The sequence below is a fragment of the Botrimarina mediterranea genome, assembly GCF_007753265.1.
Taxonomy (GTDB): domain Bacteria; phylum Planctomycetota; class Planctomycetia; order Pirellulales; family Lacipirellulaceae; genus Botrimarina; species Botrimarina mediterranea.
Genome location: NZ_CP036349.1, coordinates 1,209,993 through 1,226,805 on the forward strand (window position 1 = coordinate 1,209,993; position 16,813 = coordinate 1,226,805).

A 16,813-nucleotide genomic window follows, 5' to 3' on the forward strand; every position below is an offset into this window, starting at 1 on the left:
TTCCTTCGGGTCTCAGCCGCGGGCGGAAGCCCCGGTGGAACCCTAGCGCCCGCTTCGCACCGAGGGCTACCGCCCACGGCTGAGGCGCCTCGGAGCGGCTCGTTTCCTGCGAAATTCACATCTCCACCGGGATCTCGACCCCGTCGAGGAAGCTCGCTAGCGAGCGGCTGCGGTACGGCTGCTGGAGCTTGCGGACGGCCTTCGACTCGATCTGGCGGACCCGTTCGCGGGTCACCGAGAAGATCTTGCCCACCTCTTCCAGGGTATAGCTGTAGCCGTCCGTGAGGCCGTAACGCAGCTTGATGATCTCCCGTTCGCGGTAGGTCAGCTCGCTCATCACGTCGTCGAGCCGCTCCTTGAGCATCTCTTGATTGGCGTCGTAAAGCGGGTCGTCGTCGCGGTGCTCTTCGAGGAACTCGCCGAAGTAGTTGTCCTCGGCGTCACCGACCGGCTGGTCGAGCGACAACGGCTGGCGGGTCATCTTGAGGATGCAGGCGGCGTCGTCGAGGGTCATCTTGAGCATGTCGGCGATCTCCTCGGCCGACGGCTCGCGGCCGTGGAGCTGCACGAACTGCGCGGTCGCCGAGCGGACCTTGCTCATCGTATCAATCATGTGAACCGGAAGCCGAATGGTGCGGCTCTGGTCGGCGATCGCTCGGGTGATCGCTTGGCGGATCCACCACGTCGCGTAGGTGCTGAACTTGTAGCCGCGGGCGTGCTCGAACTTGTCGACCGCCCGCATCAGGCCCGTGTTGCCTTCCTGGATCAGGTCGAGGAACGACAGGCCACGGTTGCGGTAACGCTTGGCGATCGACACCACTAGCCGCAGATTGGCGGCCGACAGGCGACGCTTCGCCGCGTCGTAGCGCTCGCGGCGCTCCTTGGTGCGGGCGACCAGGTGGGCCAGCGTCTGCGGGCTCTCCTGGGTCACCCGCATCAGGTAGCGTAGCTCATGCCGCAGCTCTTCGGCGTGGGTCTCGTCGAGCAGCTTCTCCGGCTCGGCCAGTTGCTGCTTGATGGTCGCCATGCGGTGGCCGATCTCGTGCAGCTGGTCCATCAGCGGCAGCAGCCGCTGGAGACGCAGATTGAGCTCCTCGACCAGGCGGATGATCTTGTTGCGACGGATGATGAGCCGGCGCCAAGCGGCGACACGCTCTTTCTGCGGACGACGCGAATCGACCGCCACGAGGAAGTCGCCCGGGTTCTTCTCCATCAGGGCGTTGACGGTCGCCAAGTTCGGGGCGAGCCGCTGCATGACCCGCTTCTTCTCGACCGTGTTGGTGACCGAGATCTCGATCGTCCGGTCGAGACGCAGCTCTTTGCGGTGGACCTTCTCCAAGAGGTCGATCGCGCCGCGGAGGATGAAGTCGTTGCACAGCAGGGTGCGACGGAACGACGTGCGGGTCTTCTCGATCGACTTGGCCGACGAGACCTCTTCGTCCCGATTGAGCATCGGGATCTCGCCCATCTGCATCAGGTACATCCGCACCGGATCATCGACGTGCGACTCGCCCGGATCGTCCTCGTGCTCGCTGCCCGAGGCGATGGTTGAGCCGTTACGTTTCACGTCGTCATCCATAGGGCGTTTGGCGAGGGGCTTGGCGAGGGACTTGGGGGGGGCGGCTTTGGCCGACTTCCGTTGAGGACGCTGGGTGCGGGGCACGGCAAACACTCGCGGTGAAGAGGCGTTGACGAGGGGGCCTGTCCGTCGGACGGGCCAGTGCTGTGACGCCCCGAAGAAGCACGCGGCAGGCCAAGGCCCGCGGCGGCGAGCCGCAACGCTTCAACAACCTCCTTGCTACCAAGGACTTACGCATGCCGCTACAGTTTGGTTTGGGAGTCGCCGAAGACGCCGACGTCGCGGAAAAGCGGCGAAAACGGCCCCCGATGTTGCAAACCGTCAACACCCGCCACCCGCTGTACGCCCGATGACCACCCCGCTAGCCGACGCCGCACTGCTTGCCGCTGGGGCGTCCGCAGGGGGTGTCCTCGATCCGACCGACGAGTCGGTGGACGCGGCCTATCTCGACCTCCGGGAGGATTCGCAGGATGTCGCCCTCTACAAAATCCGGCAGGTTGGCGTTGCGTTCGGTCCGAGGCTTTACCTTCAGGAACGGTTGCGGTTAGTGATTGCTTGCGGCGAGCTTCCCCCTCACCTTCCTGCTGCGGCGCTGGCGGAGAAGTTTTCCGTTCATCCCGAGGGCGGAGGACCGATGATCGCCACCGTCCACGGCGAAAACCTTTGGGACCGCCTCGAAGAATTGATGGTGGCGGGCTGCGAATTTCGCAACGCTTCTAGCGGGCTGCCTTTGCATGAAGACGAATGGCCACACACTGCATGGGCGCCTGCCGGTCCCGCTGTCGTCGCTAAAGCATTCGTCGCAGGCGCTAGAGTGGTCATCGCGAGATTTGTCACGCCCGATGCGGTATCTGCCGCCCTTGCCGCTGCTGAAATGGGGTTGCCGGTCGCGGAGCAGCCGACGGGGGACGTTCTGCTGAAGTTCAGCACTGGCGTAGAACTAAGGGTTGTGCTTCCTTTGGAGGTGAACGCCGATTGGTTCGAAAATCGATTACCAGAAGACGTTCGAGCTAGATGCACGCTTGAGCAAACAACCGATGCGCGACTGCTGACGATTGTGTCAGCCGAAGATGATTGGTCGCTCTTCGAGATCGCAAGACGTATCACACTTGCCGCGCCTGCGGGCACGTTGCGACATCCGCTGTACGATCAGGTCGTTTGGAAGTTCGAAGAAAGCCGGTTCGCTATTCCCGCCGAGTTGCTTGAGTTCGGTTACGACCTCCGCCCCGCAGCGGAATGGCTGGAAGGTTAGCCGGTTCGCGCTACCCTCCCCGGGCTGACGCCACGGGGCTCGCACAGAGCGTAAACTCGCAGGTGGCGTAAAATCGAGGCAACGCCCGCCCTTCGCTCCCCTCGTCCCCCGCCCCTAACCCCTCGTCCCTCCCCCATGATCATGCCCAGCGACGCCGTGGAGCTTCGCATCGATGGCCCCGTCGCCACGGTGCTGCTCAACCGGCCCGACTACGGCAACGCCCTAACGCGGGCCATGATGTCCGAGCTGCGCCAGGCGCTCAGCGACCTGCATCTGGAAAAACGCGTCCGCGCGGTGATCCTCACCGGCGCTGGGGAGACGTTCTGCACCGGTCGCGACCCCGCCGAGCTCGGCGATAGTGGCGACCTCATTGCCGACCTCGCTCGCTACGGCGAAGAGGCCGAGGAGTACCGCGACCTGCTCGTGGCGATGCTCGAGTTGCCCAAGCCGTTGATCGCCGCGGTGAATGGCCCCGCCGCTGCCGGCGGCGCGGGGCTGGTGCTCGGCTGCGACGCGGTGGTCGCTTCGGGCCAGGCGACGTTCGGCTTCCCCGAGCCCCGCCGCGGCTCGGTCGCTGGCGTGGCCGGGCCGCTGCTTGCGCACCGCGCGGGGGCGGGCGTCGCTGCGCGGCTGCTAGTGACCGCCACGACGATCGCCGCCGCCGAAGCCCATCGCATCGGCCTCTATCACGAGCTCGTGCCGCCCGACCTCTTGTGGGCCCGGGCGTTCGAGCTTGGCAATGAGTGCGCCGCGGCGGCGCCGCAGGCCGTGCAGCTCACCAAGCGGCTGCTTTATGAAATCGTCGGCGAACAGCTCGGCACGCTGCTCACCAACGGCGCGGCGGCCAGCGCCACGTCGCGGACCACCGACAGCGCGAAGGAAGGGATCGCGGCGGAGCGCGAAGGGCGTGAGCCGGAGTGGCCGTGAGTTGGGAGTTCCAACCACGGCCGCCCCAAAAGAATTCCCAACAATTTCCCGCCAGCGGTTTGCCACCCCCCGAATCGCGACCTATTCCTTGAGTGCCGGGTCATCGGGCCCGCGCTCTCCTCACCCTTCACCACGTCTCTTCTACTACCACAGGCGCCCCCCGCACCCCAATGCGGGATCGGCCGCCAGCTCCGCCGGAAACTTCTCGGCCGATCGCTGGCGTGTCGAAAAAGGCAAACCCGTCGTGAGACGGGGACGCAAAGCCATGGGTCTCGATCGTCCGCCCTTCTCGATGGGGCGACGCGCATCGTAGATCGCCAGGCCGCCGTACGCTCGCAGTCGTCGCGCGGTTTCCCGGGCCTCCTCGCCACGGGAACGATCCGATGCACACTCTCGCACCGACCTCGGTCTTCTCGCCTTGGTCCCGGCCGTACGCCATCGCGTCCGACGCCCGGCTGCTGGCCCTGACCAACACCCGGCGCCCGCGCGAGTCGCAGGCCGTCCCGGCGCCATCGAGCGGCCCCGCGATCTCCACGGCGCCCGCCCCCGCGACCAAATCGTCGCCACGGGACTAGACCGCCCTGCGATTGATCGTTGCGTCTGAGCCGGGGGCGCGAGCCCTCGGTGAGCGCCGGGTACCCGCTTCCCACCGAGGGCTCGCGCCCCCGGCTCAGACGTTCCCAGACGTTCCCAAATGGCGGCCGCTGCCAGCACGCAGCCCCGGCCGGCTAGCAGCAACGGGAGAGGCCCGTCGGGCTAAGGTGTCCCCCAAAAAGCCGGACGCCCGGCGGGTCCTCTCCCTCGCTACTCCAATTCTGCGGTCTGATTTGGCCTTAGGACGGCCAATAAACTCTCGCCGGGCCCTTCTTCGGCGAATCGGACCTTTTCCGCCCGGCCCGGGGGCGATAACCTACGGGACTCGGCTGTGGCCCCGGACGACGCCTTCTCGGAAGGCGCCCCTGTCCGGAGCGGCCCGGCTGGGCTGTGACGCGGTGGCCTCTCCTGCACCAGCAGGGCGGCGCCGCTCCCCGAAGCATCCCCTCAAAAAATCCCTGCGAGTGCGGCGATGGCCAGCGGCAAGCGTAAGAAGAAGGTCGAGACCGTGTTCCTCGTCTGCGAGGAGACCGGCATGTACAACTACACCATCCGCCGCAAGCCCGGCGGGGAGAAGCTGAAGCTCAAGCGCTTCTGCCCCAAGCTGCGCCGCCACACGCTGCACGTTGAGAAGAAGAAGTAAGCGCCCACGGGGCGCGCTACGGGTCTGGAGGGCGGACCCGTTCAACGGCTCGAAGTCGGAAGTGGGAAGTAGGAAGTGGGAGCCGGTTCGCTGGTTCATATCCAACTTCCAACTTCCCACTTCCCACTTTGCAGGGACGGCATGCCACGCCTTTGGCGAATCGCGACGCACGACCCGGCCCGGATTGCCGAGCTGCAGCGCTCCGCCGGGCTGCCGCCGGTTGTCGCTCAGCTGCTCGCCGCCCGCGGCATCTTCGATCCCGCCGAGGCGCGGGAGTTCTTGGAGCCCAAGCTCACCGGCCTGCGTGACCCGGAGCTGCTGCCGGGAGTCAACCGCGCCGCCGACGAGATCGGCCGCGCGATGCGCGACGGCGAGAAGATCGTCGTCTACGGCGACTACGACGCGGACGGCATGACCTCCGCCGCGATCCTGCTGCGGTGCTTGCGCCTGCTCGGCGCCCAGGCTCGGTTCTATGTGCCGCACCGCATCGAAGAGGGCTACGGCCTCAACTGCGAGGCGCTCCGCACGCTGGCCCACGAGGGGGTCCGCACCGTCGTCACGGTCGACTGCGGCGTCGCCAGCCTCACCGAAGCGGCCACCGCGCGCGAGCTCGGCCTGCGCCTCGTCATCACCGACCATCACTTGATGGCCGACCGGCTGCCCGACGCGGCGGCGATCGTCCATCCGCAGCTGCCCACCGAGGACGGGGGCCGTTACCCGTTCTTCGGTCTCTGCGGCGCCGCGGTGGCGTTCAAGCTCGCCTGGGCGCTGTGTCAACGCGCCAGCGACGCCAAACGTGTCAGCGAGCCCATGCGGCGGTTCCTGCTGCAAACCACCGGCCTCGCCGCGATCGGCACCGTCGCCGACGTCGTGCCGCTGATCGATGAGAACCGCATCCTCGTCCGGCACGGGCTCGCCGCCTTGCGGCACTCGCCGGTCGCCGGCTTCCGGGCGCTCGAAGAAGTCGCGCAGCTGACTAAGAAGCCCGAACTGGACGGCGAAGACCTCGGCTTCTCAATCGCCCCGCGGCTCAACGCGGCGGGCCGGCTCGGGCAGGCGGAGCTGGGCGTCGAGCTGCTGACGACCGACGACCCGGCCCGTGCGGCGGAGCTCGCCAAGTACGTCGATGAGCTGAACGAGACGCGCAAGACGGTCGAACGCTCGGTGCTGCTCGCCGCGCGCAAGCAGGCGAAGGACCGCTTCTGCCCCGACTCGGACCCAGCCCTGGTGCTCGCCGACCGCGACTGGCACCCGGGCGTCATCGGCATCGTCGCCGGCAAGCTCGCCGAGCAGTACGGCAAGCCGGTGGTGGTGGCGTCGCTCGACAAGCTCGGCGCGAAGCCGGCGATCGGCTCGGGCCGCAGCGTGCCGGGTTTTGATTTGGCCGCCGCCTTCGAAGCCGCCGGCGCCCACCTCATCAGCCACGGCGGCCACGCCGCAGCCGCCGGCCTGCGTGTCGACGAACCGCACCTCGACGCCTTCCGCGAAGCCTTCTGCGCGCACGCCGCCGAACGCCTCGGCGACAACGGCGCGCTGCTCGAACTAGCGATCGACGCCGAGGCGCCCCTGTCGTCGCTGACGCACCAGATCGTCACGCAGATCGAACGCCTCGCCCCCTTCGGCCACGGCAACCTGCGGCCGACGCTGTGCGCCACCGGCGTCCGCCTCGCCGGCCCACCGCGCCGCATGGGCGGCGCGGGGCGTCACTTGTCGGTCGATCTCGAACAAGCGGGCGTCAAACTGCGCGCGGTGGCGTTCGGCGCCGGCGACCGCGAAGAAGAGCTGTTGAGGCTCGACGGCCCGATCGAGATCGCGTTCCGGCCGGTGATCAATACGTTCCGGGGTTATCGGTCGGTGGAGATGCACCTGGCGGATTGGAAAGCGACGCCGCGGTGAGCGAGCGTTCAGCTTTCAGCGTAGCTCTACTTAAGACGCTCTTCGCTGTAATCTGGGTCGGCGTTAAATCTACCGAATCCCCTTAGCCACTCCTGCTTCTCGAGTTTTGCCTCAGCCTTTGGCCACAAGTCGTTTACTTCGGAGCAAAGGTCAGGAGATAAGTAATTTCTATGACCGTCAAGCCAGTTCATAACGTGATAAAAATCTTTCCGATCGACGTATTCAACGGACGTGGTAAACTGCCTAAGCTTAGCGATTCGATCGTCTAGGTCCGCTCTCTTTATACGAGGCGGCAGTTTTGGGAGTATGTCAACCATCCCATCTTCAGACTTTACAATTGCTAACCTGCCCGCTTTCCCATGGACGTATCTAATGGCCGAGTTGTACCGCGCTCCACGTGATGCCGTGCAGCTTCTGTGGGCCATGCCATCTAGAATGGTTCCGATAGCATAACAGAGTGCGTCCGTGCCAATAATGAGTGCTCCATCAACTTTGCTTGTCGTGCGTAGGAGCTCTTCTGTTAAGGGGAATGGAGTGACTGGGTAGCCTTGTTGCTCCAGCCTCTCCGCTTCCGAACTCGCGTCCTCAGCGATTATGAGCAATGCACCATGCCGCTGCTCGTCTAACGCCTTCGATACCGAAACAAGGTGATTGATATGTTGGGCTGGTAAGCTGCCGAATACTCTAGAAAGATGATCCCGGAGTAAATCGCTAGGAAAGTCTGTCTTTCTCAGTAATGGATTTCCATGCTCAACGTACATTAGAGTCTTGCTAGCGTGTTCAAGCTGCCAGCAGAATCTTCGCATGTAGCGGACCAAGAATGCGTTCTCCATCCCTTCGTCGTAGTCGCCGTCTAACCTCCCTATTCCGTACACTTCGTGACCGTCGCACAGCAAAGAAGTGGTATTGCTCGTAAGCTCAAGCGACTTGCGGACTGCAGTATGGTTGGATAGTGGTATAGAGTTGCAGAACTCGATGTCAATTTTAATGTGCGGATGCGAAGGGTTCGAATAGATGATCGAACCAAGGCCCTCAGATCCTTCATATAGCAAGGAAGATATGCGATTGTGGATCTCATACTGAGTGCGATATGCGTCGAATGCACCACCAGCGATTGTGGTAACATCCATCATCTGCCGCCCGCCTTCCCTGATGATGTCATCTATGTTGCCTGTTATCCCAAAACCATCTCCCGGGTTTGGGCGTTCTAGTGCATGCAGGCATCGACTTAAGAAAGATTGCAGGCAAGATTCTAGGAGAGACCGCATCACCTTGAATGGTTGGTCGTCGTCGTGAGGGGCGCGGTCGTTGGTAAGTGAATAATATTGCTTTAGACGCGCCTTGTCGATTTGCGCAATCGTGAATACTTGATAGCCGTCGATCATTACTGGCCATGACGCATAGGTTGCCCATGTGTTCTCAGGTAACGATTCCAAGGTTGATATGATCGCGGATCGCCAGCCATCAGCTTCAATGCTGCGAACCAGACCCTCTTGAGCCTTTTCTAAACTGTGCACTCCGTGGATCGATGGGTCGTACTTCCCAAGTCTTCGAGCCAGCTCTGGGATGGGCGCGAGTTGCTCAGGACGAACGACACAATCGTCTGGAGCAACACATATTGGATGCCTGTTTGGACGGTCGTCAGCCAGAAATCCGACTAAGAATGCCCGGCATTCAATACTGGGGTCGAGTGAGTGGATGAGGCTGCGCAATTCTATTGCGACTGAGACTTGAAAATGCTCTTGATACGGCCACATAAAGTACTCAAGCACGTAAGGCACTATTTATCTCTCTCAGTCTGAGTATACGGCGATGCGGCCAGACGATTCTTTGATTTGATCGATAGTCCGTTTGATTGTCCACGAATGTCGTCGTCGGCGGGTGGCTGGGGACGAGGGTGATCGTCGTAACCCCCAGCGTTTGGCGAGGGGACGCCGCCTATCGCTGCTCAGGAAGTCGAGCTTTTCTCCGCTTCGCTGGGGCCTTCGCTGCGCTGCGGCCCCAACCATGCGGCATTGGAAAGGATCGCTCCCTAATGGAGAAAGCCCCGGAGGGGCGAAAGCGCGTAGCCAGGGGCGCGAGCCCCTGGAATGCGGCTGCAATTACGTACGAGCCCCGGAGGGGCGACAGCAGGCTTTTTGGCGACGGCGCCGTCGCCCCTCCGGGGCTTTGTGTATTTGATCGCGACTCTCCAGGGGCTTGCGCCCCTGGCTACGCGCTGCCGCCCCTCCGGGGCTCTTGTTGCTGGCGTTGGCTTTTTCGGGCGCCCGTTCGCCGCCCGTCCTGCTCACAGCTGATCCAGCGTCCGGCGCAATCCGGCACGCACCATTTCCAGCGAGTCGGCCGGGCCGGTGGGTTCGATCCACTTCAGGTGGCGATACAACTCGGGCGCTGGATTCGGTTCGTGCGCCTTGTAGTGGGTGATCGCCCCGTAGAGTTCTTTGAAGCCGTGCGCAAGGTTGGCGTTGTCGATTTGGGCGATCGCGACGTCACGGATTGCCGGTTGGTCTTCCGCCTGCTGCCCGTGATATGCCGTTTGTTGGTAGCGGAAGAAGACGACGCAGGGGAGCTGCACCGCTGCTTCGGCGCCGAGAGCGGTCAGGAACTCGGTGTTGAAGCGCTGGATCGACTTGGGTTTGCTGGCGTGCAGGTAAAAGAGATGCAGGGCCCCGGCGGCCAGGCGTTCGAGCCGATCGACGACGCCTTCGTCGCCCATGATCTGGCGCAGGCCCCGGTTCATGGAGTCATAAAAGAAGAACGCAAAGGCGACGGCCCGCCCTTCGTTAGTGTCGCCCGCTTCGATAGGTCCCGCTTCGATCGACTCTGTTTCGGTTGCGGGGGCGCAAAGCTCGTCGAAGCGGCGGAGGAACGAGTTGACCCGATGCCCGATTTCGTCACCCTCGACTTGTTCATAGATCGGGATCATAGGTCGCCAGCGCCAAGTGAGTGGAGAGGCCGGCAGGGAACGCACCGCTCGGGCCGTGTCGATGAGACCTAACCGTATCGGGATCGGCCGCCAGCTCAAGAGAGGCCCGCGGGTGCACGGCTCCGGCGGAGGAGCAGCAGCGGGAGGCCGGCGCCCAGGGCGGCTAATGTCGTGGGTTCGGGAATGGCTTGGACGCTGCCGTTGAGGACGAGGTTGTCGAAGAACAACCCGATGCTCGTCGAGGGGCCGTAGCCATACACCCGGAAGGTTGCGTCGGTGAGGTCTTGGTAGGACGCGGTTAACAGATCGACGTTGAAGCTGGAGAGGTTCGGCTGCGTCGTGGCGACGACTTCCGTGGCGATGTCGGTGGCGTAACCGTCGACGCTCGAGCGGAGAACCCAGCCGCGGGGCGCGCTCGCGCCACCGCGGGCGACGTCGAACGTGAGGCTCGTCAGGTCCATCGTGAAACCGGCTTCGGCGGCCACGCTGAACTCGAAGTACTGATTGTTGAGCACCGCAGATGCCGGATCGGGCGACGTGATGTTCTGCTGCAGGAACACCGTGTCGGGGAACACCGCGCCGGGCTGCAAGCCAGCGCCCGAGTCGTTGGCGTTGAGGTCGGAAGCGGTGAGGTTGCCGCTGACTTCGGTCGGAGCGAACGAGCCGCCCGGCGCGCTGTACTTCACCAGCGCGTTGGCGGGGAGCACCGAGCCGTTGAGCGTGAGGTTGTCATAGAACATGCCCACGCTCGGCGAGGGCGCGAAGCTGTAGAGCCGGAAGGTGGTCTCGGCGAGCACATCGCTGAATATCGCCCCGGCAAGCGCTACGGAATAGTTCGTGAGGTTCGGCGTGGCGGTGGGAACCACCTCCGTGTCGATGTCGGCGCCGAATCCGTCGAGGCTCGAACGGAGGACCCAGCCCCGGGGCGTGCTCGCGCCACCGCGGGCGGCGTCGAACGTGAGGCCCGTAAAGTTGAACTTGTAACCCGGGTCGGGGGTCACGCTGAACTGGAAGTACTGATCGTTCAGCACCGCCGAAGCGGCGTCGGGAGACGTGATGGACTGTTGCAAGAACACCGTGTCGGGGAGCACCGCACCGGCCTGCAAACCGGCTGCTGAGCCGGTTGTGTTGAGCGGGCTGGCGGCAGCGTTGGCCGCGATGGTGGTGGCGTCGAAGCTCCCCCCCGGCGCCGCGTACTGAACGATGGCCGCGGGGCTAGCGCTTGCGATGAGGAGCAACCAAGTGAGGGCCGGTAGCAGGTGTCGCATTAGCGTTTCTCGAAGCGGGGATCAGGGTGTCGCGGAGAGGTAGCGTCAGAAGGCAAGCGGCGTTGGCGGCGGGCGTCGCGATTGTCGCGCCCGCAGCGTCTCAATCTAGCCGAGCCGATCGTGGGAAGCGACTTCGGGCCTGCGCGCCCCTGGAGCCCACCAGACCCCCCGGGGGCATGGCATTGGGGCGGCGGCGTTTCGCCCGGCATTTCTCGGGCAATACGCAAACACCCGCGTAGAGGGCCATAGAGGCCCCTTCTGGGCGATCGGGCGTGTCCGGGTGTTCACCCGCGGGGTCGCGTCAACATCGCGGTAGCGTGGACGCTAGGGCCCTACTCGAAGCGAAGAGAAGATCCCCCATCCCAAGGCTACTGAACGCCGGTCCGTGCATCGTAGAGAAGAGTCGGCGGTGAACTGCTCTTGCGGACTCTCACTTCACGTGCACAGGACGCAGAGGCCTCCGCGATGTCCTGCGGGGTCCCAGACGTAAGTGGCAGTTCTTCCTAAAAAAGCGGTTTTTCCGCGAATAGTTCTTGATCCCCTTCGAGGTGTGGCTAAGTTCTCAAGTTGGGCAAGGGTGCCATCCGGCTTCTCGGTGGCGACCTTGAGGTCTGGATGACTCGGCTTTATAGATGACTCGACTTGGATCGTTGGCGCGTTGCCAAATCCTGGATTACCCAATTCGGCTCCTGCTGCACGAAGAGAATTTTGAATGATCACAAAGCTATCGCTGCTTAGCGTCGCGACAGTGGCTCTTGTCGCTGTCGAAGCGCGGGCCTCGCTTGTGACCAACGGCACGTTCGACACCGATCTCACTGGCTGGCAAGTCAACGCGACGGGCACCGATGTTGTTCCGGTCGCAGGGACGGCTCGCATTGGTCAACCTGGAACGCCAGGAACCGCCATTCTATCCCAGTTCTTTGACATCCCGGCCGGCACGACCGCGGTCAAGATTTCGTTCGATTACGAGTGGCAGGTGAATCCTCCGACACTGCCCGACACTTTTTCGGTGTCGTTCGATTACTTGGGAGGGAGTGTCCAAACGCTTCTGACGGAGTTTAGTTCGGCCGCAACTTTCAATTCGACAATCGCCTACAACATCACGTTGTTGCTTCCCGGCCTACAGAGCGGTCCAGGTAACGGCTTTATTAGTTTCCAGCTAGATGAAACTAACCCTAGCGTCGGAACCCGCATCGAACTCGACAACGTCAGCATCTCCGCCGTTCCCGAGGCAGGTGCTTTGGCGGTCTGGTCCGTGCTCGGTAGCGTGGGCATGCTTGGCATGCGTCGGCCCGCGCGTGAAGACGGCGAGGAATAAGCGGGGCGCTTTGCCCCTAGTTGGGCGCCACGACTGGCTCGACTCTTTCTTGCACCGAGCGGCGGCGTTTCGCCCGGCATTTCTCGGGCAATACGCAAACACCCGCGTAGAGGGCCATAGAGGCCCCTTCTGGGCGATCGGGCGTGTCTGGGTGTTCACCCACGGGTTCGCGTCAACATCGCCGTAGCGTGGACGCTAGGGCCCTTCCTGGGCCTGTTGCGCGGGCCGCATGGCGGGGGCTCGTTCGGGCGGGGCAGGGCGCCGTTTTCGGTGGGTTAGAATCCCCCTATGCCCGAGTCCGACTCCCCTACCGCCGCCGCCGCTTTCAGCCCTGACGGTCGCAACCCCGACGCCCCCAGTTTCGTGGGGCAGCTCTGCGAGGGGGCGTACAACACGCCCCTCTACCGCCTGACGGTCACGCCCGGCCGGCTCGTCTTCCGCTACCGTCGTGAGAAGGCCCTCCCCCGCGATGCGGTGCGGGCCGTGCGGCTGTGGCGGGCGCCGCTGGTCGGCTGGATCGCCCCCGGCGGCGTCTGTATCGAACACGATTGCGGCGCGTTCCACCAGCGGCTCGTCTTCAAGACGTTCCGTTGCCGCGCCGTTATCGAAGCCTGCGCCGCCGCCGGCTATCCGATCGATGGGACATGACCGGTGGCGAGGCCGAGGGTCTTCGTCCCTGCTCTGCCGCGCTAGTCGGCGACCTGCATTTTGACGCCGCGGTAGAGCATCTCTTTGGGGGCCGAGTAACGCTTCTCGAGCTGCGGCAGCTCGCCGATGTGGCCCAGCACGATCACCGCGTCGCCGCCCGACAGGGGGCAGTCGCAAGGCGGGTCGACCAGCACCTTGCCCGTGGCGCGGCGGACCGCGACGATCAGGAAGCTGCGGTTCCCTTTGAGGACGATGTCTTCGATGCGGTGGCCGTCGAGCGGCGAGCCGGCCGTGACGCGTAGCTCGTCGAGCTTGAGGCCGATGGCGTCGAGCTCGTGCTGCAGGTCGGCATGGCCCTCGATGTCGGCGAGCATCTGCTCGGCGCCGGGGCGCGTGATCAGCTGCGCCATGCGTTGCCCGCCGATGACGGCCGGCAACACGACGCGGTCGGCGCCGCTCCGCAAGAGCTTCTTCTCGGTCGAAGGATGCTCGGCGCGGGCGATGATCTCGACGTCGGCGTTGAGCTCCCGGGCGGTGAGCGTGATGAAGACGTTGGCGGCGTCGTCCGGCAGCACCGTCGCCAGCACCCGGGCACGCTCGACGCCGGCGCGGAGCAGGACTTCTTCGTCGATGGCGTTCCCTTCGAGAATCAGCATACCGGCGGCCTCGGCCTCGTTGAGCTTCTCGACGTTCTGATCGACGACGACAAACGCCGAGCCCGCCGCCTTGAGCTCACTCGCCAAGATCCGCCCCGCGCGGCCGTAGCCGCAGAGGATGGTGTGCCCGCGGAGCTCGTCGATGCCGCGGGTCATGCGTCGGCGGTTGAGGACGCGGACGATCTCTCCTTCCATCACCATTTGAACAAACCCTCCCGCGATAGAGATGACGCAGCCGTAAGAGACGATGATCAGCAGCATCGTCGCGGCGCGGAGCGTGAGCGTGTCGATCGGCCGGACCTCGCCGTAACCGACACCGAAGGCCGTGATGACGACCATGTAAACCGCGTCGGCCGGCTCCCAGCCGTGGGACGCGTAGACGACGCCAACGAGCACACAAGTCGCCGCAAAGATGGCGATCGTCGTCAGGAGGCGGTTGAGCGGCGTGTGCAAGGCCGGACCGGGGGCGCCGAAGTAGTGCGTCCGCCTGGACACGGGTCAGTGTAATCGAACCAGGTCAGGCGGGGCAGCCGGATTGCTCCCAAGCCCGGGCGACGGCGAGGGCCGAGCGGCCGTGGCGGGTAGCGGCGACCCAGACGGCCGCGGCGAGGCTGACGCCCGTGACCACGCCGCCGAGCAACGTCGCGAGGCGCGCCCGCTCAAGAGTCGCGGCCAGGGCAGCCATGTCGCCGACTTGGCAGTCGCCATCAATTCCGGGGACATAGACGACGCCGAGCGGGTCACCCTCGGCCAGCCGGCGCCAATCCTCACCGACGAGGTCGTCCGACAGGGTGAGCGGCCCGGCGGGATCATCGACTTGGAGAAAAACACGGTAGACCATCGACCGCGACGTGCCCGACCCCGATTGATGCGAGGAGAGCCTCGTCACGACGCCAACCGTGGCGACGCCCTGCTCGGCAAGCCGTTGCGATTTTTCGGCGAGGTAGTAGCCAACCCCCGCCGCGACGGCCCCAAAGAACGCTACCGAGAGGCAAACAATAAGGAACACCGGCCGGCGCAGCATAGCGAACCCCGATCTCACGAGGAGAGGAACCGTCGGGAAAGCATAGGTCACCAACCGGCGCATGCGGCCCCAACAACGCCGACCAATCCGCTACGCCTGAGCCGTGGGCGGCAGCCCTCGGTGGGCAGCGGATACCCTCTTCCCACCGAGGTCTCGCGCCGAAGCTACTTCATCGGGGAGTAATCGGTCGGGTTCAGGATCACCGATTCGATCTCCACCGTGAGCTTGCCGTCTTTCTCTGAATCAGCGACGACTTGCAAGAAGTCGCGGTCCTTGGCGACCCCCTTTACGAGCCGCTGTTCGCGGCTCGCGCGATCGGGGTAGGCGACCAGGTAGTAGAGGCGATTGGGTTCCGCCTCAGAGGTCCAATAGCCGATGCTCGTGATCCCGTGCTTCTCGAAGAATTTGAGCGTGTGATCGCGAAAACGTCGATTGAGCGATTCCATCTTGCCGGGGGCTGCCGTGTAGACACGCAGCTCGAAAACTCTCGGGGAAGTCTCGGGCGTCGTGTCGGAGGGGCCGGCGATGGCGGCCGCCGGGGCTGATTCCTGCGGCTCTTGAGCGAACGCTGCCGCCGGGGCGGCGAGCATCGCCAGAAGCAAGGCGCGTTGTGTTACTAGGCGTGAGATCGAAAAGAGCATCGTGTCGTCCTTGGAGAGGTGAGGGTTCGTTTTCAGTAAGAACACGCATCGTCTTTCGGCGACCGCCGATTTCATTACGCGGTGGGGGTGGTCCCGCCGTCAATCACGTACTCCGCGCCGGTGATCGATCCGGCGAGTGGCGAGGAGAGAAAGGCGATGAGGTAGGCTACCTCGGTCGGCTTGGCGGGGCGGCCTAACGGGATTCCACCGAGCGACTGCATGATGATTTGCTTCCCCCCCTCGTAATCGACGCCCGCGCCTTCGGCGACGCGTTCGGCGAGAGCGACCGAGGCCTCGGTCTCGACCCAGCCGGGCGAGACGCGGACCACACGCACGCCTTTGGGAGAGACTTCTTTCGACAAGCTCTTGCTGTAAGTGGATAGGGCCGCCTTCGCGGCCGCGTACGCGGTGGTTGACTCCGGCAGGGGAAGCAATCGCTGGATCGACGTCACGTGGATGACAACGCCCGACCCGCGCTCGATCATGCCCGGCAACAACGCGCGGTCGAGCCGCACGGCCGGCATCAGGTTGAGGTCCAGCTCACGCCGCCACTGCTCGTCGTCGAGCGCGGCGAAGCCGCCCGCCGGGGCGTTCGAGCCGCCGAGCACGCTGACCAAAATGTCCACGCCGCCCAGCAGGTCGGTCGCGGCCGCCGCCAACTTGTGGCAACCCTCGGGGGCGCCAAGGTCCGCTTCGACGAAATGGATGCCGTCGGGGAGCCGCTCGGGAGCCGTCCGCGAACAAGTCACAACCTGGGCGCCGGCCTGATGCAGCGTCTCAACAACCGCGCGGCCGACGCCTTTGCTCCCCGCGGTGACGACCGCGCGGCGGCCGGCCAGCTGTAGGTAGTGACTCAAGACCGGGTCTCCAGGTGTGGGAATGGGGCGACTCCGGAACTTTAGGCGCCTCGCTTTTCCTGGTAAAGTAGGTTCCTGAAAGTCAGTTGCTTTACCGAGAGAAACCAGTGGAGGCTAGCGAGATGGCGAAACGCAAACCGCTCGTCGATAACGACGACAACGATCACGAGCCCCTCCAGCGGCTGATGTCGATCGTGGCCAGCCCGTGGACGCTCTTGCTGCTGCACCGCCTCCACATGGAGGGGCCCAAACGCTTTGGAGAACTCAAGCGACGCCTCGGCAAGATCTCGACCAAGACCCTGACCGAACGCCTCCGCCGGCTCGAGGCCGAAGGCTGGCTGCTGCGGCACTACGAGCCGACCGTCCCGCCGCAAGTGACTTACTCGATTACCGAGAAGGTCCTTGAATTGGACGGTGTCATGGTCGAACTCGACCGCATCGCCGAACGTTGGTACGGCAAGAGTAAGAAAAAGTGACGGAGTACTTCTGAGCTGAGGGCGCTAGTGTCCCGAGTTAGAAGTTCTTTACCAGATTGGGGCGGTTTGTTGGATGAGACTGGATCAGAGATTTCACCACGACGGGCA

The 16,813-nt window shown here is 64.2% G+C and carries 17 protein-coding genes, 1 pseudogene and 1 riboswitch; of the genes and pseudogenes, 9 read left to right on the forward strand and 9 right to left on the reverse strand.

What is annotated here, in order from left to right; genetic code table 11:
- Window positions 1-115 precede the first annotated feature (115 nt).
- Complete coding sequence (locus tag Spa11_RS04800) at window positions 116-1,567, reverse strand: RNA polymerase sigma factor RpoD/SigA (RefSeq protein WP_391503312.1); 1,452 nt, start codon at window positions 1,565-1,567, stop codon at window positions 116-118.
- Window positions 1,568-1,725: 158 nt separating this feature from the next.
- On the opposite strand from Spa11_RS04800, the gene Spa11_RS04805 reads away from it, so the two are divergent.
- The 6 genes from Spa11_RS04805 to recJ all read left to right on the forward strand — a co-directional run bounded on the left by Spa11_RS04805 (window position 1,726) and on the right by recJ (window position 6,891).
- Entirely contained in the window at window positions 1,726-1,932 is a 207-nt protein-coding gene (locus Spa11_RS04805; protein ID WP_145108697.1) for a hypothetical protein, read from the forward strand.
- The gene (locus Spa11_RS04810; RefSeq protein ID WP_145108700.1) at window positions 1,929-2,831 is read left to right on the forward strand and encodes an acyclic terpene utilization AtuA family protein; all 903 of its coding nucleotides are present in this window, start codon (window positions 1,929-1,931) and stop codon (window positions 2,829-2,831) included. The genes Spa11_RS04805 and Spa11_RS04810 overlap by 4 nt, the downstream gene beginning before the upstream one ends.
- A 135-nt stretch (window positions 2,832-2,966) precedes the next feature.
- Window positions 2,967-3,758 (forward strand): enoyl-CoA hydratase/isomerase family protein, encoded by a 792-nt coding sequence (locus tag Spa11_RS04815; RefSeq protein ID WP_145108702.1) that lies wholly within the window; start codon window positions 2,967-2,969, stop codon window positions 3,756-3,758.
- 222 nt (window positions 3,759-3,980) lie between these two features.
- Window positions 3,981-4,088: riboswitch (cyclic di-GMP riboswitch) on the forward strand.
- Window positions 4,089-4,141: 53 nt separating this feature from the next.
- Complete coding sequence (locus Spa11_RS04820) at window positions 4,142-4,333, forward strand: hypothetical protein (protein ID WP_145108704.1); 192 nt, start codon at window positions 4,142-4,144, stop codon at window positions 4,331-4,333.
- A 491-nt stretch (window positions 4,334-4,824) separates the two neighbouring features.
- Window positions 4,825-4,995 carry a 50S ribosomal protein L33 gene (gene rpmG, locus Spa11_RS04825; RefSeq protein ID WP_145108707.1) on the forward strand — a complete coding sequence of 57 codons (171 nt, stop codon included), beginning with the start codon at window positions 4,825-4,827 and terminating at the stop codon, window positions 4,993-4,995.
- Between the two features lie 141 nt (window positions 4,996-5,136).
- Window positions 5,137-6,891: a single-stranded-DNA-specific exonuclease RecJ gene (recJ, locus tag Spa11_RS04830; RefSeq protein WP_145108709.1), complete on the forward strand. Its 1,755-nt coding sequence runs from the start codon at window positions 5,137-5,139 to the stop codon at window positions 6,889-6,891.
- A gap of 26 nt (window positions 6,892-6,917) precedes the next feature.
- Here recJ and Spa11_RS22755 read toward each other — a convergent pair whose 3' ends face one another.
- The 4 genes and pseudogenes from Spa11_RS22755 to Spa11_RS04845 all read right to left on the reverse strand — a co-directional run bounded on the left by Spa11_RS22755 (window position 6,918) and on the right by Spa11_RS04845 (window position 11,085).
- Window positions 6,918-8,024, reverse strand: coding sequence for a diadenylate cyclase (locus tag Spa11_RS22755; RefSeq protein WP_197529746.1), 1,107 nt, complete (start codon window positions 8,022-8,024; stop codon window positions 6,918-6,920).
- A gap of 6 nt (window positions 8,025-8,030) precedes the next feature.
- Window positions 8,031-8,648 (reverse strand): annotated as a pseudogene (locus Spa11_RS23565) (hypothetical protein); the annotation flags it as partial.
- 530 nt (window positions 8,649-9,178) lie between these two features.
- A complete protein-coding gene (locus tag Spa11_RS04840) occupies window positions 9,179-9,817 on the reverse strand; it encodes a hypothetical protein (RefSeq protein WP_145108715.1) in 639 nt (212 codons plus the stop codon).
- Between the two features lie 95 nt (window positions 9,818-9,912).
- Complete coding sequence (locus Spa11_RS04845) at window positions 9,913-11,085, reverse strand: PEP-CTERM sorting domain-containing protein (RefSeq protein WP_145108717.1); 1,173 nt, start codon at window positions 11,083-11,085, stop codon at window positions 9,913-9,915.
- Window positions 11,086-11,833: 748 nt separating this feature from the next.
- Between Spa11_RS04845 and Spa11_RS04850 the strand changes: the two genes are divergently transcribed.
- Complete coding sequence (locus Spa11_RS04850; RefSeq protein WP_197529747.1) at window positions 11,834-12,403, forward strand: hypothetical protein; 570 nt, start codon at window positions 11,834-11,836, stop codon at window positions 12,401-12,403.
- Between the two features lie 288 nt (window positions 12,404-12,691).
- A complete protein-coding gene (locus Spa11_RS04855) occupies window positions 12,692-13,051 on the forward strand; it encodes a hypothetical protein (protein WP_145108723.1) in 360 nt (119 codons plus the stop codon).
- Between the two features lie 41 nt (window positions 13,052-13,092).
- Here Spa11_RS04855 and Spa11_RS04860 read toward each other — a convergent pair whose 3' ends face one another.
- The 4 genes from Spa11_RS04860 to Spa11_RS04875 all read right to left on the reverse strand — a co-directional run bounded on the left by Spa11_RS04860 (window position 13,093) and on the right by Spa11_RS04875 (window position 16,229).
- Complete coding sequence (locus Spa11_RS04860) at window positions 13,093-14,202, reverse strand: potassium channel family protein (RefSeq protein WP_145108726.1); 1,110 nt, start codon at window positions 14,200-14,202, stop codon at window positions 13,093-13,095.
- Window positions 14,203-14,224: 22 nt separating this feature from the next.
- A complete protein-coding gene (locus tag Spa11_RS04865) occupies window positions 14,225-14,731 on the reverse strand; it encodes a hypothetical protein (RefSeq protein WP_145108729.1) in 507 nt (168 codons plus the stop codon).
- Window positions 14,732-14,895: 164 nt separating this feature from the next.
- Window positions 14,896-15,372, reverse strand: a complete 477-nt coding sequence (locus tag Spa11_RS04870) for an NIPSNAP family protein (RefSeq protein WP_197529748.1) — start codon at window positions 15,370-15,372, stop codon at window positions 14,896-14,898.
- 74 nt (window positions 15,373-15,446) lie between these two features.
- Complete coding sequence (locus Spa11_RS04875; RefSeq protein WP_145108734.1) at window positions 15,447-16,229, reverse strand: SDR family oxidoreductase; 783 nt, start codon at window positions 16,227-16,229, stop codon at window positions 15,447-15,449.
- A gap of 122 nt (window positions 16,230-16,351) precedes the next feature.
- Between Spa11_RS04875 and Spa11_RS04880 the strand changes: the two genes are divergently transcribed.
- Complete coding sequence (locus Spa11_RS04880) at window positions 16,352-16,705, forward strand: winged helix-turn-helix transcriptional regulator (RefSeq protein WP_145108737.1); 354 nt, start codon at window positions 16,352-16,354, stop codon at window positions 16,703-16,705.
- Window positions 16,706-16,813: the final 108 nt, after the last annotated feature.

What these genes read in the sequence shown, in the direction of transcription:
- recJ (WP_145108709.1), top strand. Translation starts at nt 5,137, where the DNA reads ATGCCACGCCTTTGGCGAATCGCGACGCACGACCCGGCCCGGATTGCC.
- Spa11_RS04870 (WP_197529748.1), bottom strand. Translation starts at nt 15,372, where the DNA reads ATGCTCTTTTCGATCTCACGCCTAGTAACACAACGCGCCTTGCTTCTG.
- Spa11_RS04880 (WP_145108737.1), top strand. Translation starts at nt 16,352, where the DNA reads ATGGCGAAACGCAAACCGCTCGTCGATAACGACGACAACGATCACGAG.
- Spa11_RS04815 (WP_145108702.1), top strand. Translation starts at nt 2,967, where the DNA reads ATGATCATGCCCAGCGACGCCGTGGAGCTTCGCATCGATGGCCCCGTC.
- Spa11_RS22755 (WP_197529746.1), bottom strand. Translation starts at nt 8,024, where the DNA reads ATGATGGATGTTACCACAATCGCTGGTGGTGCATTCGACGCATATCGC.
- Spa11_RS04840 (WP_145108715.1), bottom strand. Translation starts at nt 9,817, where the DNA reads ATGATCCCGATCTATGAACAAGTCGAGGGTGACGAAATCGGGCATCGG.
- Spa11_RS04855 (WP_145108723.1), top strand. Translation starts at nt 12,692, where the DNA reads ATGCCCGAGTCCGACTCCCCTACCGCCGCCGCCGCTTTCAGCCCTGAC.
- rpmG (WP_145108707.1), top strand. Translation starts at nt 4,825, where the DNA reads ATGGCCAGCGGCAAGCGTAAGAAGAAGGTCGAGACCGTGTTCCTCGTC.
- Spa11_RS04865 (WP_145108729.1), bottom strand. Translation starts at nt 14,731, where the DNA reads ATGCTGCGCCGGCCGGTGTTCCTTATTGTTTGCCTCTCGGTAGCGTTC.
- Spa11_RS04845 (WP_145108717.1), bottom strand. Translation starts at nt 11,085, where the DNA reads ATGCGACACCTGCTACCGGCCCTCACTTGGTTGCTCCTCATCGCAAGC.
- Spa11_RS04820 (WP_145108704.1), top strand. Translation starts at nt 4,142, where the DNA reads ATGCACACTCTCGCACCGACCTCGGTCTTCTCGCCTTGGTCCCGGCCG.
- Spa11_RS04810 (WP_145108700.1), top strand. Translation starts at nt 1,929, where the DNA reads ATGACCACCCCGCTAGCCGACGCCGCACTGCTTGCCGCTGGGGCGTCC.